Consider the following 23,948-nt stretch of genomic DNA (forward strand, 5'->3'; position numbering starts at 1 on the left):
CTCCCTGACTTTATGGCAAATATGTTCATCAGTGAACAATTCATAACCAATACTGTCAATATGGCCAAGAAATGTCTAGAATAGGCATTAATTCCTATTCACTTTTTGGACGCTGCTCGAAAAACTTATGTCAGTATTAAATGTATTACATTATCCAGACGAACGCTTACGCACAATCGCTAAGCCAGTAGAAATAGTTAATGCCGAAATTCAACGTATTATCGATGATATGTTCGAAACGATGTACGAAGAAGAAGGTATTGGTCTTGCTGCGACCCAAGTAAACATCCACCAGCGTATTATCGTTATTGATGTTTCTGAGACTCGCGATCAGCGCCTCGTACTTATTAACCCTGAATTATTAGATAAATCAGGTGAAACAGGTATTGAAGAAGGTTGCCTCTCTATACCAGAACAACACGGCTTCGTTCCACGAGCAGAAAACGTTAAAGTACGTGCTCTTGACTATAACGGAGAAGTATTTGAACTTGAAGCAGATGGCTTACTCGCAATTTGTATTCAACATGAAATGGATCATCTTGTTGGTAAATTGTTTGTTGATTATCTATCTCCATTAAAACGTCAGCGTATTCGCCAAAAGGTTGAAAAGCTGGATAGAATGAGAGCAAAAGAAGCAAAAACGGCTAACTAACAGATTTCATACAGGGAAATAACAGTGTCAGAATCGCTAAAAATTATCTTTGCAGGCACGCCTGAATTTGCTGCTGGCCATTTGGCTGCTTTACTTAAAACTCATCATCAAGTTGTCGGCGTTCTAACTCCCCCAGATAAGCCTGCGGGGCGAGGAAAAAAATTGACGCCTAGCCCAGTAAAAATATTAGCGGAAGAACATCAAATACCCGTTTTTCAGCCAACCACATTGAAAAAGGAAGAAAATCATCAATGGATTAAAGAGCATGATGCTGATTTGATGATTGTTGTCGCTTATGGTTTTATTTTACCAAAAGCGGTGTTAGACATTCCTCGCCTCGGCTGCCTGAATGTTCACGGCTCTTTACTCCCTCGTTGGCGAGGTGCGGCACCAATTCAACGTTCCATTTGGGCTGGTGATGCAGAAAGTGGCGTAACCATTATGCAAATGGATGAAGGGCTAGATACAGGTGACATGCTTTATAAAGCAAAATGTCCAATTATGCCTGAAGATACTAGTGCAACACTTTATGACAAATTGGCTGTTATCGGCCCTGAAGCATTGATAGCTACTTTAGATCTTATTTCTAAACATCAATGTGCACCAGAAAAACAAGACGACTCACTGGCAAATTACGCAGAAAAACTGTCGAAAGAAGAAGCTAAAATTGACTGGAAATTATCAGCAGAACAAATTGAGCGTTGTATTAGAGCCTTTAACCCCTGGCCAATGAGCTATTTTACGATCCAAGAACAACTGATCAAAGTTTGGAACGCTGAAGTCATTGCTAGAGAGCATAATGAAAAACCAGGTACCATCATTAGCGCTGATAAAAATGGCATATGCATAGCGACTGCCAATGGGCTGCTAAATATCACTCAATTGCAGCCTCCAGGTAAAAAAGCAATGAGCGCCCAAGATTTGCTCAACTCTCGCCGTGAATGGTTCGTACCGGGCCAGCAAATTAATTAAAACACCAATAAATTTGCCTGATACTATAATTAGGCAAATTTATTTTAGTGACTAATGAATTCATCCTCACTTATGAAAAATACATATAACTTGCGTAGTATCGCAGCGGTAGCCATCGGCCAAGTCATCGATGGTGGACAATCTCTTAGCGCGGTATTACCTGAATTACAAAAAAATATAAATGATAAAGATAAACCTCTATTACAAGAGATTTGCTTTGGTGTACTACGCTATTTACCTAAGTTGGAATGGTTCGTCAGTCAACTAATGGAAAAACCATTAACAGGTAAACAAAGAACATTGCATTACCTGATTATGGTTGGGATCTATCAACTACTCTATACTCGTATCCCTGCTCACGCAGCACTAGCAGAAACGGTGAATGGCGCTGTTGCACTCAAACGTCCCCAATTAAAAGGCTTAGTCAACGGGGTACTCAGATCATTTCAAAGACAACAAGCTCAACTCGAAGAACGTAGTACAGGCAATGCTAGCCAATATCTTCATCCTAGTTGGCTATTAAAACGTCTACAAAGCGCATACCCACAAGACTGGCAATCTATTGTGGAAGCAAATAATTTGCGTCCTCCTATGTGGTTAAGAGTTAACTCACAACATCATAATGCTAAGCAATACCAAGAATTATTAGCGAATGAAGGAATTAATGCTGAGCTACACCCATTACATCCTTCTGCAATAAGATTAGCTGAACCCATATCAGTAACAAAGTTACCTGGCTTTGAAGATGGTTGGTCAACAGTACAAGACGTTTCAGCCCAAGGCTGCGCTGAATTACTTGACCCCCAAAATGGTGATTCTATTCTTGATCTATGTGCAGCACCCGGCGGTAAAACAACACATATATTAGAGCTCGCCCCTAAAGCCCATGTACTAGCAGTCGACATTGATGAACATCGTCTTAAACGGGTAAAAGAAAATCTGTTACGACTCAAACAGCAAGCAGCTGTAGTCCAAGGCGATGGTACGAAACCTGAGCAATGGGCAGATGCACAACTGTTTGATCGCATTCTGCTTGATGCACCGTGTTCAGCGACAGGTGTAATACGCCGCCACCCTGATATCAAATGGCTAAGGCGTGATTCTGATATTAACGAATTAACTACGCTTCAGTCTCAAATACTTGAATCAATTTGGCCTTACTTAAAAGTTGGTGGAACACTTGTTTATGCAACATGCTCAGTGATGCCAGAAGAAAATAGCCTTCAAGTAAAAAACTTTTTAGCAAAACATCCTGAAGCTATACTCAACGATGGAACCGAAGCAGGTTTACAAATACTACCAAGTGCAGCAGGCGGTGATGGCTTTTTTTATGCACGTTTAGTAAAACAAGCCATTTAACTATATGAACTTTGTCTGAGATAGGAATAATCAATGAAAATCATTATCTTAGGTGCTGGACAAGTTGGCGGTACGCTTGCTGAAAATCTAGTCGATGAAAACAATGATATTACTGTCGTTGACACCAATGCCGATCGTTTACGCCAATTACAAGATCAATTTGATCTACGCGTCGTTAATGGGCATGGTTCCCACCCTCGCGTACTTCGTGATGCAGGTGCGGAAGATGCAGATATGTTAGTTGCCGTTACTAACTCTGACGAAACTAACATGATCGCATGCCAAATAGCATACAGCCTTTTCAATACCCCCAATAAAATCGCACGGATCAGGGCTACCGAATATATTCGTGAAGCGGATAAACTGTTTTTACCAGAACAGATCCCTATTGATTATTTGATATCCCCTGAACAATTAGTCATTGATTATATCTATAAACTTATTCAGTACCCTGGTGCGTTACAGGTTGTTAATTTTGCTGAAGGTAAGGTAAGCATCGTTGCTGTTAAAGCCTATTATGGTGGCTCATTAGTGGGTAACGCGCTCTCTAGTTTACGTGAGCATATGCCACATATTGATGCCAGAGTAGTTGCTATATTTCGCCAAGATCGCCCAATCCGCCCTCAAGGTTCCACTATCATAGAAGCAGGCGATGAAGTATTTTTCGTTGCATCTACACAACATATTCGAGCGGTCATGAGTGAGCTGCAACGACTAGAAAAACCCTATAAACGGCTTATGATTGTAGGTGGAGGAAATGTTGGCGCTGGTTTAGCCAAACGGCTTGAAAAAGATTATAGCGTGAAATTAATCGAACGAAACCAGCAAAGAGCTACAGAGCTCGCCGAACTGCTACACGATACTATTGTTTTTTATGGTGATGCATCAGACCAAGAATTGCTAACTGAAGAACACATTGAACAGATGGATGTGTTTATCGCGTTGACCAATGATGATGAAGCTAACATTATGTCAGCTATGCTAGCAAAAAAAATGGGAGCCAAAAAAGCAATGGTGCTCATTCAACGCACTGCTTACGTTGAGTTGGTACAAGGTGGTGTTATTGATATTGCGGTTTCACCACAACAAGCAACAATATCCGCCCTTTTAGGACACGTTCGCAAAGCTGATATTGTCAGTGTGTCTTCATTAAGAAGAGGTGTAGCAGAAGCCATCGAAGCTATTGCTCACGGTGACGAAAATACATCTAAAGTTGTTGGAAAGAAAATTTCCGAAATAAAACTCCCTCCAGGAACTATTATTGGAGCATTAGTTCGGGAAGATGAAGTTATTATTGCTAGTGACTACCATATTATTGAACAAGGTGATCATGTAATCATGTTTATCACTGATAAAAAATACGTTCCTGATGTAGAAAAACTATTTCAGCCAAGTCCTTTCTTTTTATAAATTACAAAATAAAAAGCATGTTCTATTTGTAGCTTAATTGATCTAGATACTATAATTTATTAACTAAATATTTATTTTTTAGCAAAGTATTTTTACTTAGGGGGGTCAAATGAGTTTTTTAAAAGAGTTTCGTGAATTTGCAATGAAGGGCAATGTTGTCGATATGGCTGTCGGTATCATTATTGGTGCGGCATTCGGTAAAATCGTCTCATCATTAGTTGCAGATATTATTATGCCACCACTTGGTTTATTAATTGGTGGGGTCGACTTTAAACAATTTAGTGTCATATTAAGGGCCGCAGAAGGTGATATACCGGCAGTTGTCCTTAATTATGGTATGTTTATACAAACTGTATTTGACTTTGTAATTGTCGCTTTTGCTATTTTTATGGCAATTAAAGTTATGAATAAAGTTCGTCGCGAAAAAGAAGCTGCGCCAGAAGCTCCACCTGCTCCAACTAAAGAAGAAGTATTGCTCTCTGAAATTCGTGATTTATTGAAAGAACAAAATAAAAAGTAATAACTAAAAAGCCAGTGGTAATAAGTTAAAAAACTGCTTACCACTGGCCTCCCAGTTACCACCTTTATTATGTTTTTCTTTTCTGTTATAGCTTCCCTTACCTTTTTTATTTTTTTCAACTCTCTGCCTAAATAATGGATCATGCAATAATGCTTCAATCGCATTATCTTTAATTTTTCCACGTTTGTGTTGATACTGGCTCATAATATACCCTTTATAAGTTAATAAACTTTTGATGCACCTTTTTCAAGGATTTCCATTATAGAACAATATGTCGATGTATGCTCTTCACCACAGCAAGCCGAACTCAACATTTTTAATGAATCACGCATAATAATCAGTTCTTGGATCCTCCTTTCTACCTCTGCTAATCGTAGATCAACAATTTGTTTCGACTCTTGGCAAGTATGGTGTTCAGGATCGACTCTTATAGACAACAGCTCGGTTATTGCCTCTAAAGTAAATCCCAACTGCTTCGCATAACGAATAAACCTGAGACGCTGTAAATCTTGGTCAGTAAACAATCTATAACCACCTTCTGTTCTTACTTTATGCCCCATCAATCCTTGTTTTTCATAAAAACGAATTGTATCCGGGGTCACATCAGCAAGGCGTGCTATTTGGCCTATTTTATACATATTCATAAAGTCATACTCCACTCATAGAGTAAATAGGGTTTAAATGAAAAAATTCAAGTTAAGGGGAATATAATCAAGGATAGAATAGCAGGTACAAAAAAACCGGGCAAATATACCCGGTTTTCTTGAAAGCAGGCAAATTACTCTGCTGCTGCTTCTTGAGACTCAACAGCACGGTCAACAAGCTCGATGTAAGCCATCGGAGCATTGTCACCTGTACGGTAGCCACACTTAAGAATACGAGTGTAACCGCCCGCACGAGCTGCAAAGCGAGGTCCCAGTTCATTAAACAATTTTGCCACGATCTCGTTATCACGAGTACGGGCGAATGCCAGACGACGATTAGCTACGCTGTCGGTCTTGGCAAGAGTAATCAGCGGCTCAACGACGCGACGCAGTTCTTTCGCTTTAGGCAGAGTCGTCTTGATGATTTCATGACGAACTAAAGAACCTGCCATGTTACGGAACATAGCTTGGCGGTGGCTGCTGTTGCGGTTCAATTGACGACCACTCTTACGATGGCGCATGACCTTATCCTTCTCAGTAAAACCTTAACCTGTGATCCTAATCATCAGCAATACTTGCTGGTGGCCAATTTTCTAAGCGCATGCCCAGAGAAAGACCACGAGATGCCAAGACGTCCTTAATTTCAGTAAGAGATTTCTTACCAAGGTTAGGCGTTTTAAGCAACTCAACTTCAGTACGCTGTACCAGATCACCGATGTAGTGGATAGCTTCTGCTTTAAGGCAGTTAGCAGAGCGGACAGTCAATTCCAGATCGTCAACTGGGCGCAGTAAGATAGGATCGAACTCTGGTTTCTCTTCTTTAACTTCTGGCTGACGAACATCACGTAAGTCAACAAAAGCTTCAAGCTGTTCAGCCAGAATAGTCGCTGCACGGCGAATCGCCTCTTCAGGATCGATTGTACCGTTAGTTTCCATTTCGATAACTAACTTATCCAAGTCCGTACGTTGCTCAACACGAGCTGCTTCAACATTATAGGCAATACGCTCTACAGGGCTATAGCAAGCATCGACCAGCAAACGACCGATTGGGCGCTCATCTTCTTCCGAATGTACTCGGGCAGAAGCCGGCACATAACCACGACCACGCTGAACTTTGATACGCATATTAATTGATGCGCTTTCGTCAGTCAGGTGGCAGATAACGTGCTGCGGCTTGACGATTTCGACATCGCCATCATGGACGATGTCGGCTGCGGTCACAGGGCCAATGCCAGATTTATTCAAGGTTAGAATAACTTCATCTTTACCCTGAACTTTTACCGCCAGCCCTTTCAGGTTGAGGAGAATCTCCAGGATATCTTCCTGTACACCTTCTTTGGTGCTGTACTCGTGCAGTACACCATCAATCTCAACCTCTGTCACCGCACAACCCGGCATAGACGAAAGCAGAATACGGCGCAGTGCGTTACCAAGAGTATGACCGAAGCCACGCTCTAAAGGCTCAAGGGTCACCTTGGCGTGCGTCGAACTCACTTGCTCGATATCTACCAGGCGCGGTTTTAGAAACTCTGTCACAGAACCCTGCATTGTGTCCTCTCTTTGGTGCTAAGCTTTACTTAGAGTAAAGCTCGACGATCAGGTGTTCGTTAATGTCCGCAGACAGGTCAGTACGTTCAGGAATACGTTTGAACACACCTTCCATCTTAGCAGCATCAACTTCCAGCCAAGTTGGCTTCTCACGCTGTTCAGCCAGCTCTAAAGCAGCCTTGATACGAGACTGTTTTTTCGCTTTCTCACGAACGCTGATAACGTCATTCGGGGAAACCTGATAAGAAGCGATGTTAACTACACGGCCATTTACCATGATAGCTTTATGGCTAACCATTTGACGTGCTTCTGCGCGAGTTGCGCCAAAGCCCATACGATAAACGACGTTATCAAGACGGCCTTCCAGCAAAGTCAGCAGGTTTTCACCTGTGTTGCCTTTCAGACGTGTTGCTTCTTTGTAATAGTTACGGAATTGACGTTCCAGAACACCGTAAATACGACGAACTTTTTGTTTCTCACGTAACTGAACACCGTAGTCAGACAGACGCGGTTTACGCGCTCCGTGCTGGCCAGGTGCCTGTTCTAATTTACACTTGGTGTCAATCGCGCGAACACCAGACTTCAGGAAGAGGTCTGTTCCTTCGCGACGGCTCAGCTTGAGCTTAGGACCCAAATATCTAGCCATTTTCTTTCTCCAACAGTCCTAAAAAAAACGAAACGTATTAAACGCGGCGTTTTTTCGGTGGGCGACAACCGTTATGAGGGATAGGAGTCACATCAGTAATATTAGTGATGCGGAAACCTGCGGCGTTCAGAGCACGAATTGTTGATTCGCGACCTGGACCCGGTCCCTTAACCATAACTTCTAGGTTCTTGATACCGTATTCTTTCACGGCTTCTGCGCAACGCTCTGCTGCAACCTGAGCTGCAAACGGAGTGGATTTGCGAGAACCACGGAAACCGGAACCACCGGCAGTTGCCCAACCTAATGCGTTACCCTGACGATCAGTAATAGTAACGATTGTGTTGTTGAAAGAAGCATGGATATGAGCCACACCGTCTGAGACTTGTTTTCTTACACGCTTACGTGCACGAATTGGTGCCTTTGCCATTATTCAGTACCCCGACTTATTTCTTGATCGGCTTACGCGGACCCTTGCGGGTACGAGCGTTAGTCTTAGTACGCTGTCCGCGCACAGGAAGACCACGACGATGACGTAAACCACGGTAACATCCAAGGTCCATCAGACGCTTGATGCTCAGGGTAATTTCACGACGTAGGTCACCTTCTACCACATACTTGGCAACTTCGTCACGCAGCTTGTCGATTTGTTCTTCAGACAGCTCACTGATCTTAACATTTTCAGCAATACCAGTTGCTTCACAGATAGCCTGTGAACGTGTTTTGCCGATTCCGAAAATCGATGTTAAAGCGATTACGGTATGTTTATGATCAGGAATGTTAATGCCTGCTATACGGGCCACTATGCACTCCTAAGTTAAAATATACATTACTGTGCTGAAAAGCCCGTTTTCAGGATACTCAAACAATAATGTATCTTCGATAAAAAAGATTGGCTGGCTAATTTAGCCAGCTCAACCCAACTTTGCAAGAAAAAAATGCTTTTTCTTAACCTTGACGTTGTTTATGTCTTGGTTCAACACTGCAAATTACACGAACGCTACCATTGCGACGGATAATTTTACAGTTACGGCATAATTTCTTGACGGAAGCACGAACTTTCATTTTTACTCTCCGTAACTTCTTAAGCAAACCATAATCACACAGAGTGATTACTTACCTTTGAGATTTGCTTTCTTCAATGCAGACTCATACTGACTTGACATCATCAGAGTTTGCACTTGAGCCATAAAGTCCATGATAACGACAACCACGATTAAGAGGGAAGTACCACCAAAGTAGAAAGGTACTTTCATTGCGTCACGCATGAACTCCGGGATTAGGCAGATGAAGGTAATGTATAATGCACCAACTAAAGTTAAGCGAGTCATTACCTTATCAATGTACTTGGCCGTTTGCTCTCCCGGACGAATTCCTGGTACAAATGCACCGGACTTCTTCAGGTTATCTGCTGTTTCTCTTGGGTTGAAAACCAACGCCGTATAGAAGAAACAGAAGAAGATGATCGCAGAAGCATAAAGCAACACATACAATGGTTGACCAGGCTGCAAATACATAGAAATAGTTGTCAGCCAGTCCCAGCCAGTTCCATCACCGAACCAAGACGCTATTGTACCCGGGAACAGTATGATACTGGAAGCAAAAATTGCAGGAATTACACCCGCCATATTCACTTTTAGTGGTAAATGTGTGCTTTGTGCCGCATAAACACGGCGTCCTTGTTGGCGTTTTGCATAGTTAACGACGATACGACGTTGACCACGCTCCATGAACACAACAAAGAAAGTTACCGCGAATACGAGCACTGCAACCAACAGCAACAGGAGGAAGTGCAGATCGCCTTGCCGAGCTTGCTCGATAGTATGGCCAATAGCCGGCGGAAGACCCGCAACGATACCAGCGAAGATAATGATTGAGATACCGTTACCAATACCTCGTTCAGTTATCTGCTCACCTAGCCACATCAAGAACATAGTTCCTGTAACTAAGCTAACAACAGCCGTGAAGTAGAACGGGAGACCCGGATCAATAACTAGCCCTTGCATCCCTGGCATATTCGGAAGACCCATTGCAATACCCACAGATTGGAATATTGCTAATACTAAAGTACCCCAACGGGTATATTGGCTTATCTTCCGACGACCTGCTTCACCTTCTTTCTTAATCTCTGCTAGTCGTGGGTTAACCACTGACAATAGTTGGATAATAATTGAAGCCGAGATATACGGCATAATACCCAAAGCAAAGATAGAAGCTCGGCTAAGAGCACCACCAGAGAACATGTTAAACATGTCAATGATGGTGCCTTGTTGCTGTTCGAGCAATTTGGCAAGCACAGTGGCATCAATACCAGGAATCGGAATAAAAGAACCAATTCGGAAAACGATCAGTGCACCGATAACAAACAAAAGTCTGCGCTTCAGTTCACCAACACCACCCTTGGCACTTTGAAAATCTAATCCTGGTTGTTTAGCCATCTGTCACTTATTCCTCAATTTTACCGCCGGCAGCTTCAATCGCAGCGCGAGCACCTTTAGTAACACGAAGGCCACGTACAGTAACTGCACGATTCACTTCGCCAGACAGAATCACTTTCGCGTATTCAATCTGGATGCCAACAACATTCGCGGCTTTTAGTGCGTTCAGATCAATAACATCGCCTTCAACAGCAGCAAAATCAGACAGACGAATCTCTGCTGTGATCATTGCTTTACGTGAAGTAAAACCAAATTTTGGTAGACGACGATATAAAGGCATCTGGCCGCCTTCGAAACCACGACGTACGCCACCGCCAGAACGAGACTTCTGACCTTTGTGACCACGTCCGCCGGTTTTACCCAGACCAGAACCGATACCACGACCTAAGCGCTTAGGCGCGTGCTTGGCACCTTCAGCCGGAGATAGAGTATTTAAACGCATCTCTTACTCCTCAACTTTAACCATGTAGGAAACCAAGTTGACCATACCGCGAACAGCAGGAGTGTCCTCACGTTCTACTGTATGACCAATGCGACGCAGACCTAAACCGATCAAAGTTGCCTTATGCTTAGGCAGGCGACCGATTGAACTGCGAACTTGTGTAATTTTAATAGTCTTAGCCATGGCTGATTACCCCAGAATTTCTTCGACGGATTTTCCACGCTTAGCTGCGACCATTTCTGGAGACTTCATGCTGTCTAAAGCATCCAGTGTTGCACGAACCACGTTGATTGGGTTTGTGGAACCATAGGTTTTAGCCAGTACGTTGCGAACTCCAGCTACTTCTAAAACAGCACGCATTGCACCACCGGCAATGATACCGGTACCTTCGTGAGCAGGTTGCATAAACACGCGAGAACCGGTGTGTGTACCTTTCACAGGGTGGAACAGAGTGCCGTTGTTTAGAGCAACGGTTTTCATGCTGCGACGGGCTTTTTCCATCGCTTTCTGGATTGCTGCCGGAACTTCGCGCGCTTTGCCGTAGCCAAAACCAACGCGACCGTTACCATCACCAACTACTGTCAGTGCTGTAAAGCTGAAAATACGGCCACCTTTAACGGTTTTTGCTACGCGGTTTACCGCGATCAGCTTTTCCTGCAGTTCGCCAGCTTGTTTCTCGATGTGAGCCATCTTACACCTCTACCTTAGAACTGAAGGCCAGCTTCACGGGCAGCATCTGCCAGTGCCTGGACTCTACCATGATATTGGAAACCAGAACGGTCAAAAGCAACAACAGTGATGCCTTTTTCCAGTGCACGTTCAGCAATAATTTTACCAACAACTGCTGCTGCGTCTTTGTTTCCAGTGAATTTCACTTGCTCATTGATAGCTTTTTCTGTAGTAGAAGCGGCCACCAACGTTTCAGAACCGTTCGGAGCGATAACCTGCGCATAAATATGGCGTGGAGTACGATGTACCACCAGGCGAGTCGCACCCAACTCTTGGATCTTGCGGCGTGCGCGGGTCGCACGACGGATACGAGCTGCTTTCTTATCCATAGTGTTACCTTACTTCTTCTTAGCCTCTTTAGTACGCACGATTTCATCGGCGTAACGAACACCCTTGCCTTTGTAAGGCTCAGGACGACGGTAAGCACGCAGTTCTGCCGCTACTTGACCAATCACTTGCTTATCCGCACCTTTCAGTACGATTTCAGTTTGTGTTGGGCATTCAGCAGTAATGCCTGCTGGCAGTGCGTGTTCAACCGGATGCGAGAAACCTAAAGACAAGCTAACTGCATTGCCTTTGATTGCTGCACGGTAACCAACACCGACTAGCTGAAGTTTTTTAGTGAAGCCTTCGGTAACACCAACAACCATTGCATTACACAGTGAACGAGTTGTACCCGCTTGTGCCCATGCATCATCAAAACCTTCGCGTGGAGCGAAAGTTAGGTGGCCATCTTCATGTTTAACTTCAACTGCATTATGGATAGTACGAGTAAGCTCGCCGTTTTTACCCTTAATCGAAATAACCTGACCGTTGAGTTTTACCTCTACGCCGGCAGGAATGACGACGGGTGCTTTTGCCACACGAGACATTCTTTCCTCCCGAATTAAGCTACGTAGCAGAGAATCTCGCCACCAAGACCAGCTTGGCGAGCTGCACGATCAGTCATGACACCTTTAGAGGTAGAAACAACAGCGATACCTAAACCAGCCATAACTTGTGGCAGCTCATCTTTTTTCTTATAGATGCGCAGACTTGGGCGGCTTACACGCTGAATGCTTTCTACAACAGCCTTACCTTGGAAATAACGCAGAGTCAGTTCCAATTCTGGCTTGATGTCGCCTTCAATTTTAAAATCTTCAATATAACCTTCTTCCTTCAGCACTTTGGCAATCGCCACTTTCAGCTTGGAGGAAGGCATGGTGACCGCAACTTTGTTCGCGGCCTGACCGTTACGGATACGGGTCAGCATATCCGCGATGGGATCTTGCATGCTCATCTGTCTTTACTCCCGTGATTCAAAATGGTGACAATTACCAACTAGCCTTTTTAAGGCCCGGGATTTCACCGCGCATAGCGGCTTCACGGACTTTAATACGGCTCAGACCAAATTTCCGCAGGAAACCGTGCGGACGCCCAGTTTGACGGCAGCGGTTACGCTGACGAGAAGGACTTGAATCACGTGGCAGTGTTTGCAGCTTGAGAACAGCGTCCCAGCGATCTTCATCAGATGCGTTTACATCAGAGATGATAGCTTTCAATTCAACGCGTTTTGCGAAGAACTTCTCAGCTAATTTAGCACGCTTAACATCACGCGCTTTCATAGATTTCTTAGCCATGAGTACCCTGCCTTACTTGCGGAACGGGAAGTTGAACGCTGCTAACAGTGCGCGACCTTCGTCATCTGATTTCGCAGTAGTGGTGATAGTAATATCTAAACCACGTACACGATCCACTTTATCGTAATCGATTTCAGGGAAGATGATTTGTTCACGTACACCCATGCTGTAGTTACCGCGACCATCAAATGACTTAGCGGACAAGCCACGGAAGTCACGAATACGTGGTACAGCAATAGAAATCAGACGCTCAAGGAACTCCCACATGCGTTCGCCACGCAGGGTCACTTTACAGCCGATTGGATAGCCCTGACGGATTTTGAAGCCTGCAACAGATTTGCGTGCTTTGGTGATCAATGGTTTTTGACCAGAGATTGCTGCCAGGTCAGCTGCTGCGTTATCCAGCAGTTTTTTGTCAGCAATAGCTTCACCAACACCCATATTCAGGGTGATCTTCTCGACCCGAGGGACTTGCATGACAGAATTGTAACCAAACTGAGTCATCAGTTGTTTAGTTACTTCGTCTTTGTAGTAATCATGCAGTTTCGCCATCGTATACTCCAAAAATTACTTGATAGTTTCACTGTTAGATTTGAAGAAACGGACTTTTTTGCCGTCTTCGAATCTAAAGCCTACACGGTCAGCCTTACCAGTTGCCGCGTTAAAGATTGCAACGTTAGAAACTTGAATAGCAGTTTCTTTTTCAACGATGCCACCTGGTTGGTTCAGAGCCGGGACAGGCTTCTGATGTTTTTTAACCAGATTGATACCTTCAACGATAACTTTACTAGAAGAAATAACCTGCTTTACTTTACCGCGCTTACCTTTATCTTTACCAGTTAGCACGATAACTTCGTCATCACGACGGATTTTCGCTGCCATAGTTCCGCTCCTTAGAGTACTTCAGGTGCCAGTGAGATAATTTTCATAAACTTCTCATTACGAAGTTCACGAGTTACCGGCCCAAAAATACGCGTACCGACTACCTGCTCGCTGTTATTGTTTAGAATAACGCATGCATTACTATCGAAGCGAATGACAGAACCGTCCGGGCGACGTACACCCTTCTTGGTGCGCACCACTACCGCCTTCAGGACATCACCTTTTTTCACTTTACCGCGTGGAATTGCTTCTTTAACAGTAATTTTAATGATGTCGCCGACGCCTGCGTAGCGACGGTGCGAGCCACCTAGAACCTTGATACACATTACGCGACGTGCACCGGAGTTGTCGGCCACGTTCAGCATAGTCTGTTCTTGGATCATTTTAGTGCTCCGCTAAATGTCAACTACTACTGAGCCACTTCATTATTGAAGAGACCGTTCAATATACCCCATAATACGAGGGCGCGGCATTATAACACCACATCTTCGTTATGGACAGAAAAAAATAAACGGCTCAGTAAAAAAAGAGCCGTTTATTCATTGTAAAAGACTATTCGATTACAGAACAGCTTTTTCAATAACGCGAACTAAGGCCCAAGACTTAGTCTTAGACAGTGGACGAGTTTGGCGGATTTCTACCACGTCACCGATTCCACATTCATTGTTCTCGTCATGTACGTGCAATTTAGTCGTACGACGGATGAATTTACCATACAGAGGGTGTTTCACCATACGCTCGATAGCAACAACAATAGATTTCTCCATTTTATCGCTAACTACACGACCTTGCAGAGTACGGATTTTATCGCTCATTACGCACCTGCCTTCTCAGTCAGTAAAGTCTTCACACGTGCGATATCGCGACGCACTTGTTTCAACAGATGAGACTGTTGTAGCTGACCACTTGCCGCCTGCATACGAAGATTAAATTGCTCACGTAACAGGTTTAGCAGTTCAGAGTTCAGCTCTTCAACGCTTTTTTCGCGCAGCTCTTGTGCTTTCATTACATCACCGTCTTAGTTACAAAGGTGGTTTTGATAGGCAGTTTCGCTGCTGCCAGAGAGAATGCTTCACGAGCCAGCTCTTCAGGCACACCGTCCATTTCATATAGGACTTTACCAGGCTGGATCAAGGCAACCCAATACTCTACGTTACCTTTACCTTTACCCATACGAACTTCGAGTGGCTTTTCAGTGATTGGCTTGTCTGGGAACACACGGATCCAGATTTTACCTTGACGCTTAACAGCACGGGTCATAGCACGACGAGCCGCTTCGATCTGACGTGCAGTCAGACGACCACGGCCAACAGCTTTAAGACCGAAAGTGCCGAAGCTAACATCCGTACCTTGCGCCAGACCACGGTTGCGGCCTTTGTGCACCTTACGGAATTTTGTACGCTTTGGTTGTAACATAGCGACGCTCCTTACTTGCGGCCTTTACGCTGCTGCTTTTTAGGTTGAGCAGCTGGTTTCTCAGCTTGTTCAACAGCAGCCATACCACCCAGAATCTCACCTTTGAAGATCCATACCTTAACGCCGAGAACACCGTAAGTGGTGTGCGCTTCTGAAGTGTTATAATCGATGTCAGCACGTAATGTGTGCAGTGGCACACGGCCTTCACGATACCACTCGGTACGAGCGATTTCAGCACCGCCTAAACGGCCACTGACTTCAACTTTAATACCTTTAGCGCCCAGACGCATTGCGTTCTGTACTGCACGCTTCATAGCACGACGGAACATAACACGACGTTCCAGCTGTGAAGAGATGCTGTCAGCAACCAATTTAGCGTCTAGTTCTGGTTTACGAACTTCGGCGATATTGATTTGCGCAGGAACACCAGCGATATCCGCTACTGTTTTACGCAGTTTTTCTACGTCTTCACCTTTCTTACCGATAACGATACCTGGGCGAGCAGTGTGAATAGTCACACGGATGCTTTTTGCAGGACGCTCGATAACGATGCGTGAAATTGACGCTTTTGCCAATTCTTTATTCAAGTACTGGCGTACTTTATAATCGCTGTCTAGGTTGTCAGCGAATTCATTAGTATTCGCGTACCAAGTAGAGTTCCAAGGTTTGACAATACCCAGGCGAATACCATTAGGATGTACTTTCTGACCCATTGCTAGTCTCCAGAGTCTCAGCGATCGGACACAACCACAGTAATGTGGCTGGTGCGCTTAAGAATACGATCTGCACGGCCTTTCGCACGCGGCATGATGCGTTTCATGGTTGGACCTTCGTCAACGAAAATCTTCGCAACTTTCAGGTCATCAATGTCAGCGCCATCGTTTTGCTCTGCGTTAGCAATTGCAGATTCAAGTACTTTCTTCACTAAACCAGCAGCTTTCTTGTTGGTATAGGTCAGAATTTCCAGAGCTTGCGACACTTTCTTACCGCGAATCAGGTCGGCAACTAAGCGAACCTTCTGGGCAGAAGAACGAGCGTGGCGATGCATAGCTAAAGTTTCCATCTCTTCCTCCTATCCTTAACGTTTCTTAGCTTTCTTATCTGCCGCGTGGCCGCGATAAGTGCGAGTCGGTGCGAATTCACCCAGCTTATGACCAACCATTTCGTCGGTAACAAAAACTGGAACATGCTGACGACCATTATGGACAGCGATGGTCAATCCGATCATATTAGGAAAGATCGTTGAACGACGGGACCAAGTCTTGAGAGGCTTCTTGTCTCCGCTTTCCACCGCTTTCTCTACCTTCTTCAGCAAGTGCAGGTCAATAAAAGGACCTTTCTTGAGAGAACGTGGCATGGCTTATCCTCTAATTATTTTTTAGAACGATGACGTACGATGAATTGATCAGTACGCTTGTTGCTACGAGTTTTCTTACCTTTGGTTTGCACGCCCCATGGTGTTACAGGGTGTTTACCAAAGTTACGACCTTCACCACCACCATGTGGGTGATCAACTGGGTTCATCGCCGTACCACGAACGGTAGGACGAATACCACGCCAGCGGCTAGCACCAGCTTTACCCAGAACACGTAACATATGCTCAGCGTTACCAACTTCACCTAAAGTTGCACGGCAATCAGCCAAAACTTTACGCATTTCACCAGAACGCAGACGCAGGGTGACATAAGCACCATCACGAGCAACGATCTGAGCGTAAGTACCTGCTGAACGCGCTAACTGACCACCTTTACCTGGTTTCAGTTCGATATTATGAACTGTAGAACCAACAGGGATGTTGCGCATAGGCAGTGCGTTACCCGCTTTGATTGCTGAATCAACACCAGATTGGATCTGGTCGCCAGCTTTCAGGCCTTTTGGTGCAAGAATATAACGACGTTCACCGTCTTTATATAGAACCAGTGCAATGTTCGCAGAACGGTTTGGATCATATTCCAAACGTTCAACAACAGCAGGAATACCATCTTTGTTGCGTTTAAAATCAACCAGACGGTAATGTTGCTTATGGCCACCACCAATGTGACGAGTGGTGATACGGCCATTGTTGTTACGACCACCGGATTTGCTGTTTTTTTCTAACAGCGGAGCATAAGGTTTGCCCTTATGCAGCTCAGGGTTAACCACTTTAACTACGTGGCGACGGCCCGGAGACGTAGGTTTACATTTAACAATTGCCATTGTTCTTTACTCCTCCGACTTACTCTGCGCCGCCAATGAAGTCCAGATTCTGGCCTTCTTTCAGCGTAACGTAAGCTTTTTTCCAGTCGCTACGACGACCGAAACGCTGACCGTGGCGTTTAGTTTTGCCTTTAACCAGCAAAGTGTTAACACCTTCAACTTCGACTTCAAACAGTTTCTGCACAGCAGCTTTGATTTCTGCTTTAGTCGCGTCTTTCGCAACTTTGAGAACGATGGTATTGCTTTTTTCCATCGCTGTAGAAGCTTTTTCAGATACGTGCGGCGCGCGCAGTACTTTTAGCAGACGTTCTTCACGGATCATGCCAGCATCTCCTCAACTTGCTTCACAGCATCAGCAGTCATAACCACTTTGTCGAAGGCGATTAAGCTAACTGGGTCGATACCCGCTGCATCACGAACGTCAACCTTGTACAGGTTACGCGCTGCTAAGAACAGATTTTCATCTAATTCAGCAGTGATGATCAGCACATCTTCCAGAGCCATATCTTTCAGTTTCTGTGCTAGCAACTTAGTTTTAGGTGCTTCAACAGAGAACTTCTCGACAACGATCAGACGATCTTGACGTACCAGTTCAGATAGGATGCTTTTCAGAGCACCACGGTACATCTTCTTATTAACTTTTTGACTGTGGTCCTGTGGTTTAGCAGCAAAGCTAACACCACCAGAGCGCCAAATTGGGCTCTTGATAGAACCAGAACGTGCGCGGCCTGTGCCTTTTTGACGCCATGGTTTTTTACCTGAACCAGAAACTTCAGCACGAGTTTTCTGAGCACGAGTACCTTGACGAGCACCAGCTGCATACGCAACAACTACTTGGTGAACAAGCGCTTCATTGAAATCACGCCCGAAGGTAGTTTCGGAAACAGTCAGCGCGCTTTGCGCGTCTTTCATTACCAATTCCATTCCTATCTCCTCGACGTTAAGCCTTGACAGCCGGTTTTACGATCAGGTTGCTACCAGTTGCTCCTGGAACAGCACCTTTGACCAGCAGCAGGTTGCGCTCAGCGTCAACACGTACTACATCTAAGCTTTGAACGGTTACGCGCTCATTACCTAGTTGGCCTGCCATTTTCTTGCCTTTGAACACTTTGCCCGGAGTCTGGTTTTGACCGATAGAACCCGGAACACGGTGTGACAAGGAGTTACCGTGAGTAGCATCTTGAGTACGGAAATTCCAGCGCTTAACTGTGCCGGCAAAACCTTTACCTTTAGATGTACCAGTAACGTCGACTTTTTTAACGTCAGCGAAAATTTCAACGCTAATACTTTGACCTACGTTAAACTCAGTACCTTCTTCAGTACGGAATTCACGTAGAATACGGCCAGCTTCAACGCCAGCTTTAGCGAAATGACCTGCTTCAGGCTTAGATACACGGTTCGCTTTTTTGCTACCAGTAGTCACCTGAATTGCATTGTAACCGTCAGTTTCTGCAGTTTTAACCTGAGTAACGCGGTTATTTTCGATTTCGATAACAGTTACAGGGATAGAAACGCCATCTTCAGTGAAGATACGAGTCATTCCCACTTTCTTACCGACTAAACCAATCATTGTTTCAACCTCTCAATCGTTCGACGACCTGATTAACCCAGGCTGATCTGCACGTCAACGCCGGCAGCCAGGTCCAGACGCATCAGAGCATCAACGGTTTTCTCGGTTGGCTCAACGATGTCAACCAGACGTTTGTGAGTGCGAATTTCGTACTGATCACGCGCATCTTTGTTAACGTGCGGAGAAATCAGAACGGTAAAACGCTCTTTACGTGTCGGCAGCGGGATAGGACCACGTACCTGCGCACCAGTGCGCTTAGCAGTCTCTACGATTTCCGCAGTTGATTGATCGATTAAACGATGATCAAAAGCTTTCAGGCGGATACGGATTCTTTGGTTCTGCATGAGACCAGAGCTCCAACTATTTTATAAACGTAAATGATTACTCCTCGCACCCATTTCGATTGATGGGGGAGTGTAATCGTTCTTTATGTAACCCCCAAATCGGGAGTATTGTCTAAATGAGCAACAAATCGTTGACTCAATACTGATCTTTAAGTCCTAAAATCTAGGGCTTACTAATCAGTAAGCTCGCGCATTATACGCAACTGAATGTGAAACGCAAGTAATCGAGGAAAATATGTGCAAACTTTTCTGATTTTTTTACTTTACGGGCTCTAAAGTAAAAATGCCTCACCCACTAAGAGGGTAAGGCATCACTATTTTATTCCATCAACACGTTTTACTCTTCAATAATTTGCGCTTGAGTATAATTTTGAATACCCATACGCTTGATTAAATCTAGCTGAGTTTCTATCCAATCAATGTGGTTCTCTTCATCAGCTAAGATTTCAATCATTAAATCGCGACTTACGTAATCATGAATTGAGTCTGCGTAGCTAATCGCATCTTTCAGGTTTTTAGCACCATCAAGCTCCAGCTTAAGATCTGAAGCGAGCATTTCTTCGACATCTTCACCAATATTTAGTTTACCCAGATCTTGTAAGTTAGGCAGGCCTTCAAGGAAAAGGATACGTTCGATATATTTATCAGCATGCTTCATTTCATCAATTGATTCATGGTATTCGACTTCATTAAGACGAGTAAGCCCCCAATTTTTGAACATACGTGCATGCAAAAAATATTGATTGATTGCAACTAATTCATTGCCCAACAACTTATTTAGGTGGGCTATCATTTTTTTACTCTCCATCGCTTCCAGTATTTAAAGTGTAGTACTGAAATTTGATATATGAGTAATTTTATCCATAAGATTTAGAATGAAAGTTACTTATTAATGAATAAGTTAAATAATTATTATTTCGATTATGCTACATCTGCAATACAAAGATCTTCAAGTAATGCCAACTCTTCATCTAAAATTTCACGCGTTTGCCGAATACATTTACCACATTCACGACCTACTGGGAGGATCTGACGCAACCCTTTCAGTGATGTCACTTGGTACTTACGAGCAGCATTCCTAATTTGTTTATCGGTGACTGCTTCACAGAGACATACATACATAATAGCTACCTGTATAAATCACATACAGGAAGTTTAAATAAAAATGATTACCATTTCAATTATCGTTACTATTAATTTACATTAGCTTTTTACTAAGCAGTAAACATCTTTCATTAAAGGTTGATGTCCACAGTAAATAAAGGCGTATTATACGTTGACTTAGAAGTGTTATCGGCGCTGTTGCTTTTGATTATGGCTTGAAAAATCGTTATTCAGTCAATTCGATAAAACTCGATGATGTTGAATAAGATGGTGATTGATGTACTTATTGGTTGTTCAAAGCGTGAAATACAAAAGGGCATCTTATAGATGCCCTTTTCACTAAAGTGGGTTGTGATTATGCAATAATTTTTGCAACAACACCCGCACCTACTGTACGGCCACCTTCACGGATTGCGAAACGCAAACCGTCATCCATCGCGATTGGGTGGATCAGGGTAACGATCATGTTGATGTTATCACCTGGCATTACCATCTCTACGCCTTCTGGCAGTTCGATAGTACCGGTTACGTCAGTTGTACGGAAGTAGAACTGTGGACGGTAACCTTTGAAGAATGGAGTATGACGACCACCTTCATCTTTGCTCAGGATATAAACTTCTGACTCGAACTGAGTGTGTGGCTTGATTGAACCTGGTTTTGCCAGTACTTGACCACGTTGAATTTCTTCACGCTTAGTACCACGCAGCAGAACACCTACGTTCTCACCCGCACGACCTTCGTCCAGCAATTTACGGAACATTTCAACGCCAGTACAAGTTGTTTTAGCCGTTGCTTGGATACCAACGATTTCAACTTCTTCACCAACTTTGATGATACCACGCTCAACACGGCCTGTTACTACTGTACCACGACCTGAGATTGAAAATACGTCTTCGATTGGCAGCAGGAATGGCTTGTCAATTGCACGCTCTGGCTCTGGGATGTAGCTATCCAGTGCTTCTGCTAATTCAACAATTTTCGCTTCCCACTCTGGGTTGCCTTCCAGCGCTTTCAGAGCTGAACCACGGATAACTGGAGTGTCATCGCCTGGGAAATCGTACTGAGACAGAAGCTCACGAACTTCCATTTCTACCAGTTCCAGCAGCTCTTCGTCGTCTACCATGTCACATTTGTTCAGGAAAACGATGATGTAAGGAACACCAACCTGACGACCTAACAGGATGTGCTCACGAGTTTGTGGCATAGGACCATCAGTCGCAGCAACAACTAGGATTGCACCGTCCATCTGAGCAGCACCAGTGATCATGTTTTTAACATAGTCGGCGTGTCCTGGGCAGTCTACGTGTGCGTAGTGACGAGTAGGAGTATCGTATTCTACGTGAGAAGTAGAAATGGTGATACCACGCGCTTTTTCTTCTGGTGCGTTATCGATTTGATCGAATGCACGAGCGCTACCGCCGTAAGTTTTTGCCAGAACAGTAGTGATTGCTGCTGTCAGGGTAGTTTTACCGTGGTCAACGTGGCCGATTGTACCAACGTTAACGTGCGGTTTTGAACGTTCAAATTTTTCTTTAGACATTAGATTGTCCCTCTAAGACACGGAATCGGTGGTTACACCACATCAACCAAGCAGTTAAAATTTATTTGCTTGTTTTTTACAGGAGACAAATCAGGGAGATGAATGAGAACATATGAGGAGTGGTGCTGATAGGCAGATTCGAACTGCCGACCTCACCCTTACCAAGGGTGTGCTCTACCAACTGAGCTATATCAGCACATCTTGGAGCGGGCAGCGGGAATCGAACCCGCATCATCAGCTTGGAAGGCTGAGGTAATAGCCATTATACGATGCCCGCAATGAACTCGGCTACCTGAGTTATCAGCTGTTAAACTGTTACCTGAATAAATCTTATTATAAGACCCTTCAGGAGATGGTGGTGGGAGAAGGATTCGAACCTTCGAAGTCGATGACGGCAGATTTACAGTCTGCTCCCTTTGGCCGCTTGGGTATCCCACCTATCCAAATTGTTAATTGGTGCCGGCACCAAGAGTCGAACTCGGGACCTACTGATTACAAGTCAGTTGCTCTACCAACTGAGCTATGCCGGCATCAAGTGCTGCGCATTCTAGGAAGAGTGAGCGAGACTTGCAACAAAAAAATTTAATTTTTTGTTTACTTGCTCACATTTTATTCGTTTTTTGTGATTTTGCTGTTTTTTTCGCTATATTCAGATTAAAACATCTACAGCAGACCGCAACTATAATCCATTATTATTTAGTCCGTAAAGTGTTCTCTCGCTGCTAAAAAATAATCTTCATTGTTTATTAAGTCCAAAAGTGACTATAAGGTTCAAAACTATTGATTGTCCACTGTTGTTTTTTTCAACAATCAATGCCGTTTTTACTGCCTTCGTCAAAAAAAATTCACATAAAACATAAAAAGTTCTACGCCAACTATCTTTCACTCGCTATGATGCAACTTAATTTTACGGATACGGGTGTTTAGGCAACCTGTCCAACCTGCATAGAATAGGCAGATGTTGGTTTATGAAACAGACAGAGAATTTTATTACTACACCATATTTAGAGTTTGATAGAGAACATTGGGCAACATTGCGAGATTCAGTCCCTTTGACACTAACTTCTAGTGAGCTTCTAGAGTTAAAAGGTATTAATGAAGAGCTCTCGATGGAAGATGTTATTGAAATTTATCTACCATTATCGCGTTTACTCAATTTTTATATTAGCTCCAATTTACGGCGCCAAGCTGTCCTTGAACAATTTTTAGGGACAAATGGAGCAAAGGTACCTTACATTATTGGTATTGCTGGCAGCGTTGCCGTTGGTAAAAGTACAACAGCACGTTTATTACAAGCGCTATTAACTCGTTGGCCAGAACATAGAAAAGTTGATTTGATTACAACAGATGGTTTCTTATATCCAAATCAAGTGTTAAAAGATCGCGACATCATGAAGAAAAAAGGTTTTCCTCAATCATATGATATGAGGAAACTAGTCAATTTTGTTTCTCAAATTAAATCGGGTGCCCGTAATGTCGTCGCCCCTGTTTATTCGCATCTCACTTATGACATTGTACCAGATCAGCAGCAAGTTATTGATCAGCCGGATATACTCATCTTAGAAGGCCTCAATGTCCTACAAAGCGATATGGATTATCCACATGACCCTCACCACGTGTTTGTCTCCGACTTTGTAGATTTCTCTATCTATGTCGATGCCGCTCCTGAGCTATTAAAACAGTGGTATGTTGGCCGCTTTTTGAAATTCCGACAAGGTGCTTTCTCAGATCCTGATTCTTACTTCCATAACTACTCTAAATTGAGCGAAGAGGAAGCTATTAATATAGCAAGTTCTATTTGGGATGAAATTAATGGATTAAACTTAGAAGAAAATATTTTGCCAACCAAAGAGCGCGCTAGCTTAATAATGACAAAGGGCGATAATCATTCTATTCAGAGTGTTAGAATAAGAAAGTAAA

Annotated in this window: 39 protein-coding genes and 4 tRNA genes; 6 read left to right on the top strand and 37 right to left on the bottom strand. The window is 43.8% G+C overall.

Annotated elements, in window-relative coordinates:
* The first annotated feature begins 127 nt into the window (after nt 1–127).
* The 5 genes from def to mscL all read left to right on the top strand — a co-directional run bounded on the left by def (nt 128) and on the right by mscL (nt 4,913).
* On the top strand, nt 128–652 hold the full coding sequence (def, locus tag M1E96_RS19735) for a peptide deformylase (RefSeq protein WP_070928780.1): 525 nt from the start codon (nt 128–130) through the stop codon (nt 650–652).
* 24 nt (nt 653–676) lie between these two features.
* Nucleotides 677–1,624: a methionyl-tRNA formyltransferase gene (gene fmt / locus M1E96_RS19740; protein ID WP_272581379.1), complete on the top strand. Its 948-nt coding sequence runs from the start codon at nt 677–679 to the stop codon at nt 1,622–1,624.
* Nucleotides 1,625–1,696: 72 nt separating this feature from the next.
* The gene (gene rsmB / locus M1E96_RS19745; protein ID WP_283126825.1) at nt 1,697–2,983 is read left to right on the top strand and encodes a 16S rRNA (cytosine(967)-C(5))-methyltransferase RsmB; all 1,287 of its coding nucleotides are present in this window, start codon (nt 1,697–1,699) and stop codon (nt 2,981–2,983) included.
* Nucleotides 2,984–3,016: 33 nt separating this feature from the next.
* Nucleotides 3,017–4,393 carry a Trk system potassium transporter TrkA gene (gene trkA, locus M1E96_RS19750; RefSeq protein WP_070928783.1) on the top strand — a complete coding sequence of 459 codons (1,377 nt, stop codon included), beginning with the start codon at nt 3,017–3,019 and terminating at the stop codon, nt 4,391–4,393.
* Nucleotides 4,394–4,502: 109 nt separating this feature from the next.
* On the top strand, nt 4,503–4,913 hold the full coding sequence (mscL, locus tag M1E96_RS19755) for a large-conductance mechanosensitive channel protein MscL (RefSeq protein ID WP_070928784.1): 411 nt from the start codon (nt 4,503–4,505) through the stop codon (nt 4,911–4,913).
* Between the two features lie 3 nt (nt 4,914–4,916).
* On the opposite strand, the gene M1E96_RS19760 is transcribed toward mscL, so the two are convergent.
* The 37 genes from M1E96_RS19760 to M1E96_RS19940 all read right to left on the bottom strand — a co-directional run bounded on the left by M1E96_RS19760 (nt 4,917) and on the right by M1E96_RS19940 (nt 22,558).
* Entirely contained in the window at nt 4,917–5,117 is a 201-nt protein-coding gene (locus M1E96_RS19760; protein ID WP_070928785.1) for an alternative ribosome-rescue factor A, read from the bottom strand.
* A 17-nt stretch (nt 5,118–5,134) separates the two neighbouring features.
* A complete protein-coding gene (gene zntR, locus M1E96_RS19765) occupies nt 5,135–5,551 on the bottom strand; it encodes a Zn(2+)-responsive transcriptional regulator (protein WP_070928797.1) in 417 nt (138 codons plus the stop codon).
* Nucleotides 5,552–5,691: 140 nt separating this feature from the next.
* Complete coding sequence (gene rplQ / locus M1E96_RS19770) at nt 5,692–6,078, bottom strand: 50S ribosomal protein L17 (protein ID WP_004907152.1); 387 nt, start codon at nt 6,076–6,078, stop codon at nt 5,692–5,694.
* Between the two features lie 37 nt (nt 6,079–6,115).
* On the bottom strand, nt 6,116–7,105 hold the full coding sequence (gene rpoA, locus M1E96_RS19775; RefSeq protein WP_004926425.1) for a DNA-directed RNA polymerase subunit alpha: 990 nt from the start codon (nt 7,103–7,105) through the stop codon (nt 6,116–6,118).
* 25 nt (nt 7,106–7,130) lie between these two features.
* Complete coding sequence (rpsD, locus tag M1E96_RS19780) at nt 7,131–7,751, bottom strand: 30S ribosomal protein S4 (protein ID WP_004265487.1); 621 nt, start codon at nt 7,749–7,751, stop codon at nt 7,131–7,133.
* A 37-nt stretch (nt 7,752–7,788) separates the two neighbouring features.
* Nucleotides 7,789–8,178, bottom strand: a complete 390-nt coding sequence (rpsK, locus tag M1E96_RS19785; RefSeq protein ID WP_002919257.1) for a 30S ribosomal protein S11 — start codon at nt 8,176–8,178, stop codon at nt 7,789–7,791.
* A 16-nt stretch (nt 8,179–8,194) separates the two neighbouring features.
* On the bottom strand, nt 8,195–8,551 hold the full coding sequence (gene rpsM / locus M1E96_RS19790) for a 30S ribosomal protein S13 (protein WP_004907144.1): 357 nt from the start codon (nt 8,549–8,551) through the stop codon (nt 8,195–8,197).
* Nucleotides 8,552–8,696: 145 nt separating this feature from the next.
* Nucleotides 8,697–8,813, bottom strand: a complete 117-nt coding sequence (gene rpmJ / locus M1E96_RS19795) for a 50S ribosomal protein L36 (RefSeq protein ID WP_004265484.1) — start codon at nt 8,811–8,813, stop codon at nt 8,697–8,699.
* A gap of 47 nt (nt 8,814–8,860) precedes the next feature.
* Nucleotides 8,861–10,186, bottom strand: coding sequence for a preprotein translocase subunit SecY (gene secY / locus M1E96_RS19800; RefSeq protein WP_070928787.1), 1,326 nt, complete (start codon nt 10,184–10,186; stop codon nt 8,861–8,863).
* Between the two features lie 7 nt (nt 10,187–10,193).
* Nucleotides 10,194–10,628, bottom strand: a complete 435-nt coding sequence (gene rplO, locus M1E96_RS19805) for a 50S ribosomal protein L15 (protein WP_070928788.1) — start codon at nt 10,626–10,628, stop codon at nt 10,194–10,196.
* A 3-nt stretch (nt 10,629–10,631) separates the two neighbouring features.
* Nucleotides 10,632–10,811, bottom strand: a complete 180-nt coding sequence (gene rpmD, locus M1E96_RS19810) for a 50S ribosomal protein L30 (protein ID WP_004926432.1) — start codon at nt 10,809–10,811, stop codon at nt 10,632–10,634.
* 6 nt (nt 10,812–10,817) lie between these two features.
* The gene (rpsE, locus tag M1E96_RS19815) at nt 10,818–11,318 is read right to left on the bottom strand and encodes a 30S ribosomal protein S5 (RefSeq protein ID WP_004265471.1); all 501 of its coding nucleotides are present in this window, start codon (nt 11,316–11,318) and stop codon (nt 10,818–10,820) included.
* A gap of 14 nt (nt 11,319–11,332) precedes the next feature.
* Nucleotides 11,333–11,686: a 50S ribosomal protein L18 gene (gene rplR, locus M1E96_RS19820; RefSeq protein ID WP_070928789.1), complete on the bottom strand. Its 354-nt coding sequence runs from the start codon at nt 11,684–11,686 to the stop codon at nt 11,333–11,335.
* Between the two features lie 9 nt (nt 11,687–11,695).
* The gene (rplF, locus tag M1E96_RS19825) at nt 11,696–12,229 is read right to left on the bottom strand and encodes a 50S ribosomal protein L6 (protein ID WP_070928790.1); all 534 of its coding nucleotides are present in this window, start codon (nt 12,227–12,229) and stop codon (nt 11,696–11,698) included.
* A 14-nt stretch (nt 12,230–12,243) separates the two neighbouring features.
* Nucleotides 12,244–12,636: a 30S ribosomal protein S8 gene (gene rpsH / locus M1E96_RS19830; protein ID WP_004907134.1), complete on the bottom strand. Its 393-nt coding sequence runs from the start codon at nt 12,634–12,636 to the stop codon at nt 12,244–12,246.
* 34 nt (nt 12,637–12,670) lie between these two features.
* Nucleotides 12,671–12,976, bottom strand: a complete 306-nt coding sequence (rpsN, locus tag M1E96_RS19835; protein WP_004926440.1) for a 30S ribosomal protein S14 — start codon at nt 12,974–12,976, stop codon at nt 12,671–12,673.
* Between the two features lie 12 nt (nt 12,977–12,988).
* The gene (gene rplE / locus M1E96_RS19840; protein ID WP_070928791.1) at nt 12,989–13,528 is read right to left on the bottom strand and encodes a 50S ribosomal protein L5; all 540 of its coding nucleotides are present in this window, start codon (nt 13,526–13,528) and stop codon (nt 12,989–12,991) included.
* A gap of 15 nt (nt 13,529–13,543) precedes the next feature.
* Nucleotides 13,544–13,858: a 50S ribosomal protein L24 gene (rplX, locus tag M1E96_RS19845; protein ID WP_070928792.1), complete on the bottom strand. Its 315-nt coding sequence runs from the start codon at nt 13,856–13,858 to the stop codon at nt 13,544–13,546.
* 11 nt (nt 13,859–13,869) lie between these two features.
* Entirely contained in the window at nt 13,870–14,241 is a 372-nt protein-coding gene (rplN, locus tag M1E96_RS19850) for a 50S ribosomal protein L14 (protein WP_008913887.1), read from the bottom strand.
* 177 nt (nt 14,242–14,418) lie between these two features.
* A complete protein-coding gene (gene rpsQ / locus M1E96_RS19855) occupies nt 14,419–14,673 on the bottom strand; it encodes a 30S ribosomal protein S17 (protein WP_070928793.1) in 255 nt (84 codons plus the stop codon).
* Nucleotides 14,673–14,864, bottom strand: coding sequence for a 50S ribosomal protein L29 (rpmC, locus tag M1E96_RS19860; RefSeq protein WP_008913885.1), 192 nt, complete (start codon nt 14,862–14,864; stop codon nt 14,673–14,675). Before rpmC ends, rpsQ begins: the two co-directional genes overlap by 1 nt.
* Nucleotides 14,864–15,274, bottom strand: coding sequence for a 50S ribosomal protein L16 (rplP, locus tag M1E96_RS19865; protein WP_004926449.1), 411 nt, complete (start codon nt 15,272–15,274; stop codon nt 14,864–14,866). Before rplP ends, rpmC begins: the two co-directional genes overlap by 1 nt.
* Before the next feature lie 11 nt (nt 15,275–15,285).
* Nucleotides 15,286–15,987, bottom strand: coding sequence for a 30S ribosomal protein S3 (gene rpsC, locus M1E96_RS19870; RefSeq protein WP_004265433.1), 702 nt, complete (start codon nt 15,985–15,987; stop codon nt 15,286–15,288).
* Between the two features lie 17 nt (nt 15,988–16,004).
* Entirely contained in the window at nt 16,005–16,337 is a 333-nt protein-coding gene (rplV, locus tag M1E96_RS19875) for a 50S ribosomal protein L22 (RefSeq protein ID WP_004265430.1), read from the bottom strand.
* Between the two features lie 15 nt (nt 16,338–16,352).
* Complete coding sequence (gene rpsS, locus M1E96_RS19880; protein WP_004265426.1) at nt 16,353–16,631, bottom strand: 30S ribosomal protein S19; 279 nt, start codon at nt 16,629–16,631, stop codon at nt 16,353–16,355.
* Nucleotides 16,632–16,645: 14 nt separating this feature from the next.
* Nucleotides 16,646–17,470 carry a 50S ribosomal protein L2 gene (gene rplB, locus M1E96_RS19885; protein WP_070928794.1) on the bottom strand — a complete coding sequence of 275 codons (825 nt, stop codon included), beginning with the start codon at nt 17,468–17,470 and terminating at the stop codon, nt 16,646–16,648.
* 19 nt (nt 17,471–17,489) lie between these two features.
* Nucleotides 17,490–17,792 carry a 50S ribosomal protein L23 gene (gene rplW, locus M1E96_RS19890; protein ID WP_004926456.1) on the bottom strand — a complete coding sequence of 101 codons (303 nt, stop codon included), beginning with the start codon at nt 17,790–17,792 and terminating at the stop codon, nt 17,490–17,492.
* Nucleotides 17,789–18,394, bottom strand: coding sequence for a 50S ribosomal protein L4 (rplD, locus tag M1E96_RS19895; RefSeq protein ID WP_004926458.1), 606 nt, complete (start codon nt 18,392–18,394; stop codon nt 17,789–17,791). The genes rplW and rplD overlap by 4 nt, the downstream gene beginning before the upstream one ends.
* 16 nt (nt 18,395–18,410) lie before the next feature.
* Nucleotides 18,411–19,040, bottom strand: a complete 630-nt coding sequence (rplC, locus tag M1E96_RS19900; protein WP_070928795.1) for a 50S ribosomal protein L3 — start codon at nt 19,038–19,040, stop codon at nt 18,411–18,413.
* Between the two features lie 32 nt (nt 19,041–19,072).
* The gene (rpsJ, locus tag M1E96_RS19905; RefSeq protein ID WP_001181005.1) at nt 19,073–19,384 is read right to left on the bottom strand and encodes a 30S ribosomal protein S10; all 312 of its coding nucleotides are present in this window, start codon (nt 19,382–19,384) and stop codon (nt 19,073–19,075) included.
* 337 nt (nt 19,385–19,721) lie between these two features.
* On the bottom strand, nt 19,722–20,192 hold the full coding sequence (bfr, locus tag M1E96_RS19910) for a bacterioferritin (protein WP_369427293.1): 471 nt from the start codon (nt 20,190–20,192) through the stop codon (nt 19,722–19,724).
* 113 nt (nt 20,193–20,305) lie between these two features.
* Entirely contained in the window at nt 20,306–20,506 is a 201-nt protein-coding gene (bfd, locus tag M1E96_RS19915) for a bacterioferritin-associated ferredoxin (RefSeq protein WP_070928796.1), read from the bottom strand.
* Nucleotides 20,507–20,843: 337 nt separating this feature from the next.
* Complete coding sequence (tuf, locus tag M1E96_RS19920; protein WP_337979645.1) at nt 20,844–22,028, bottom strand: elongation factor Tu; 1,185 nt, start codon at nt 22,026–22,028, stop codon at nt 20,844–20,846.
* A gap of 120 nt (nt 22,029–22,148) precedes the next feature.
* Nucleotides 22,149–22,224: transfer RNA gene (locus M1E96_RS19925), tRNA-Thr, on the bottom strand.
* A 6-nt stretch (nt 22,225–22,230) separates the two neighbouring features.
* Nucleotides 22,231–22,305 (bottom strand) — tRNA-Gly (locus M1E96_RS19930).
* A 76-nt stretch (nt 22,306–22,381) separates the two neighbouring features.
* Nucleotides 22,382–22,466 (bottom strand) — tRNA-Tyr (locus tag M1E96_RS19935).
* 16 nt (nt 22,467–22,482) lie between these two features.
* Nucleotides 22,483–22,558: transfer RNA gene (locus tag M1E96_RS19940), tRNA-Thr, on the bottom strand.
* A 438-nt stretch (nt 22,559–22,996) separates the two neighbouring features.
* Here M1E96_RS19940 and coaA point away from each other — a divergent pair.
* Nucleotides 22,997–23,947 (top strand): type I pantothenate kinase, encoded by a 951-nt coding sequence (coaA, locus tag M1E96_RS19945; protein WP_070929311.1) that lies wholly within the window; start codon nt 22,997–22,999, stop codon nt 23,945–23,947.
* Nucleotide 23,948: the final 1 nt, after the last annotated feature.

Source organism: Providencia sp. PROV236 (genome assembly GCF_033676985.1).
GTDB classification, from domain to species: domain Bacteria; phylum Pseudomonadota; class Gammaproteobacteria; order Enterobacterales; family Enterobacteriaceae; genus Providencia; species Providencia manganoxydans.

Coding starts and splice junctions, on each gene's coding strand:
- rpsQ (WP_070928793.1), bottom strand. CDS start 14,673: ATGAGCGATAAAATCCGTACTCTGCAAGGTCGTGTAGTTAGCGATAAA.
- rpsH (WP_004907134.1), bottom strand. CDS start 12,636: ATGAGCATGCAAGATCCCATCGCGGATATGCTGACCCGTATCCGTAAC.
- rplQ (WP_004907152.1), bottom strand. CDS start 6,078: ATGCGCCATCGTAAGAGTGGTCGTCAATTGAACCGCAACAGCAGCCAC.
- rpsJ (WP_001181005.1), bottom strand. CDS start 19,384: ATGCAGAACCAAAGAATCCGTATCCGCCTGAAAGCTTTTGATCATCGT.
- rplV (WP_004265430.1), bottom strand. CDS start 16,337: ATGGAAACTTTAGCTATGCATCGCCACGCTCGTTCTTCTGCCCAGAAG.
- rplB (WP_070928794.1), bottom strand. CDS start 17,470: ATGGCAATTGTTAAATGTAAACCTACGTCTCCGGGCCGTCGCCACGTA.
- secY (WP_070928787.1), bottom strand. CDS start 10,186: ATGGCTAAACAACCAGGATTAGATTTTCAAAGTGCCAAGGGTGGTGTT.
- rpsD (WP_004265487.1), bottom strand. CDS start 7,751: ATGGCTAGATATTTGGGTCCTAAGCTCAAGCTGAGCCGTCGCGAAGGA.
- rpsS (WP_004265426.1), bottom strand. CDS start 16,631: ATGCCACGTTCTCTCAAGAAAGGTCCTTTTATTGACCTGCACTTGCTG.
- rplF (WP_070928790.1), bottom strand. CDS start 12,229: ATGTCTCGTGTGGCAAAAGCACCCGTCGTCATTCCTGCCGGCGTAGAG.
- rplE (WP_070928791.1), bottom strand. CDS start 13,528: ATGGCGAAACTGCATGATTACTACAAAGACGAAGTAACTAAACAACTG.
- rpoA (WP_004926425.1), bottom strand. CDS start 7,105: ATGCAGGGTTCTGTGACAGAGTTTCTAAAACCGCGCCTGGTAGATATC.
- rplR (WP_070928789.1), bottom strand. CDS start 11,686: ATGGATAAGAAAGCAGCTCGTATCCGTCGTGCGACCCGCGCACGCCGC.
- rpsE (WP_004265471.1), bottom strand. CDS start 11,318: ATGGCTCACATCGAGAAACAAGCTGGCGAACTGCAGGAAAAGCTGATC.
- bfd (WP_070928796.1), bottom strand. CDS start 20,506: ATGTATGTATGTCTCTGTGAAGCAGTCACCGATAAACAAATTAGGAAT.
- rplP (WP_004926449.1), bottom strand. CDS start 15,274: ATGTTACAACCAAAGCGTACAAAATTCCGTAAGGTGCACAAAGGCCGC.
- zntR (WP_070928797.1), bottom strand. CDS start 5,551: ATGTATAAAATAGGCCAAATAGCACGCCTTGCTGATGTGACCCCGGAT.
- trkA (WP_070928783.1), top strand. CDS start 3,017: ATGAAAATCATTATCTTAGGTGCTGGACAAGTTGGCGGTACGCTTGCT.
- def (WP_070928780.1), top strand. CDS start 128: ATGTCAGTATTAAATGTATTACATTATCCAGACGAACGCTTACGCACA.
- rpmD (WP_004926432.1), bottom strand. CDS start 10,811: ATGGCTAAGACTATTAAAATTACACAAGTTCGCAGTTCAATCGGTCGC.
- rplC (WP_070928795.1), bottom strand. CDS start 19,040: ATGATTGGTTTAGTCGGTAAGAAAGTGGGAATGACTCGTATCTTCACT.
- rpsN (WP_004926440.1), bottom strand. CDS start 12,976: ATGGCTAAGAAATCTATGAAAGCGCGTGATGTTAAGCGTGCTAAATTA.
- rplO (WP_070928788.1), bottom strand. CDS start 10,628: ATGCGTTTAAATACTCTATCTCCGGCTGAAGGTGCCAAGCACGCGCCT.
- coaA (WP_070929311.1), top strand. CDS start 22,997: ATGAAACAGACAGAGAATTTTATTACTACACCATATTTAGAGTTTGAT.
- rplD (WP_004926458.1), bottom strand. CDS start 18,394: ATGGAATTGGTAATGAAAGACGCGCAAAGCGCGCTGACTGTTTCCGAA.
- bfr (WP_369427293.1), bottom strand. CDS start 20,192: ATGGAGAGTAAAAAAATGATAGCCCACCTAAATAAGTTGTTGGGCAAT.
- rpsC (WP_004265433.1), bottom strand. CDS start 15,987: ATGGGTCAGAAAGTACATCCTAATGGTATTCGCCTGGGTATTGTCAAA.
- M1E96_RS19760 (WP_070928785.1), bottom strand. CDS start 5,117: ATGAGCCAGTATCAACACAAACGTGGAAAAATTAAAGATAATGCGATT.
- rpmC (WP_008913885.1), bottom strand. CDS start 14,864: ATGAAAGCACAAGAGCTGCGCGAAAAAAGCGTTGAAGAGCTGAACTCT.
- rsmB (WP_283126825.1), top strand. CDS start 1,697: ATGAAAAATACATATAACTTGCGTAGTATCGCAGCGGTAGCCATCGGC.
- tuf (WP_337979645.1), bottom strand. CDS start 22,028: ATGTCTAAAGAAAAATTTGAACGTTCAAAACCGCACGTTAACGTTGGT.
- mscL (WP_070928784.1), top strand. CDS start 4,503: ATGAGTTTTTTAAAAGAGTTTCGTGAATTTGCAATGAAGGGCAATGTT.
- rpsK (WP_002919257.1), bottom strand. CDS start 8,178: ATGGCAAAGGCACCAATTCGTGCACGTAAGCGTGTAAGAAAACAAGTC.
- rpmJ (WP_004265484.1), bottom strand. CDS start 8,813: ATGAAAGTTCGTGCTTCCGTCAAGAAATTATGCCGTAACTGTAAAATT.
- rplW (WP_004926456.1), bottom strand. CDS start 17,792: ATGATCCGTGAAGAACGTCTGCTAAAAGTACTGCGCGCGCCGCACGTA.
- rplX (WP_070928792.1), bottom strand. CDS start 13,858: ATGGCAGCGAAAATCCGTCGTGATGACGAAGTTATCGTGCTAACTGGT.
- rplN (WP_008913887.1), bottom strand. CDS start 14,241: ATGATCCAAGAACAGACTATGCTGAACGTGGCCGACAACTCCGGTGCA.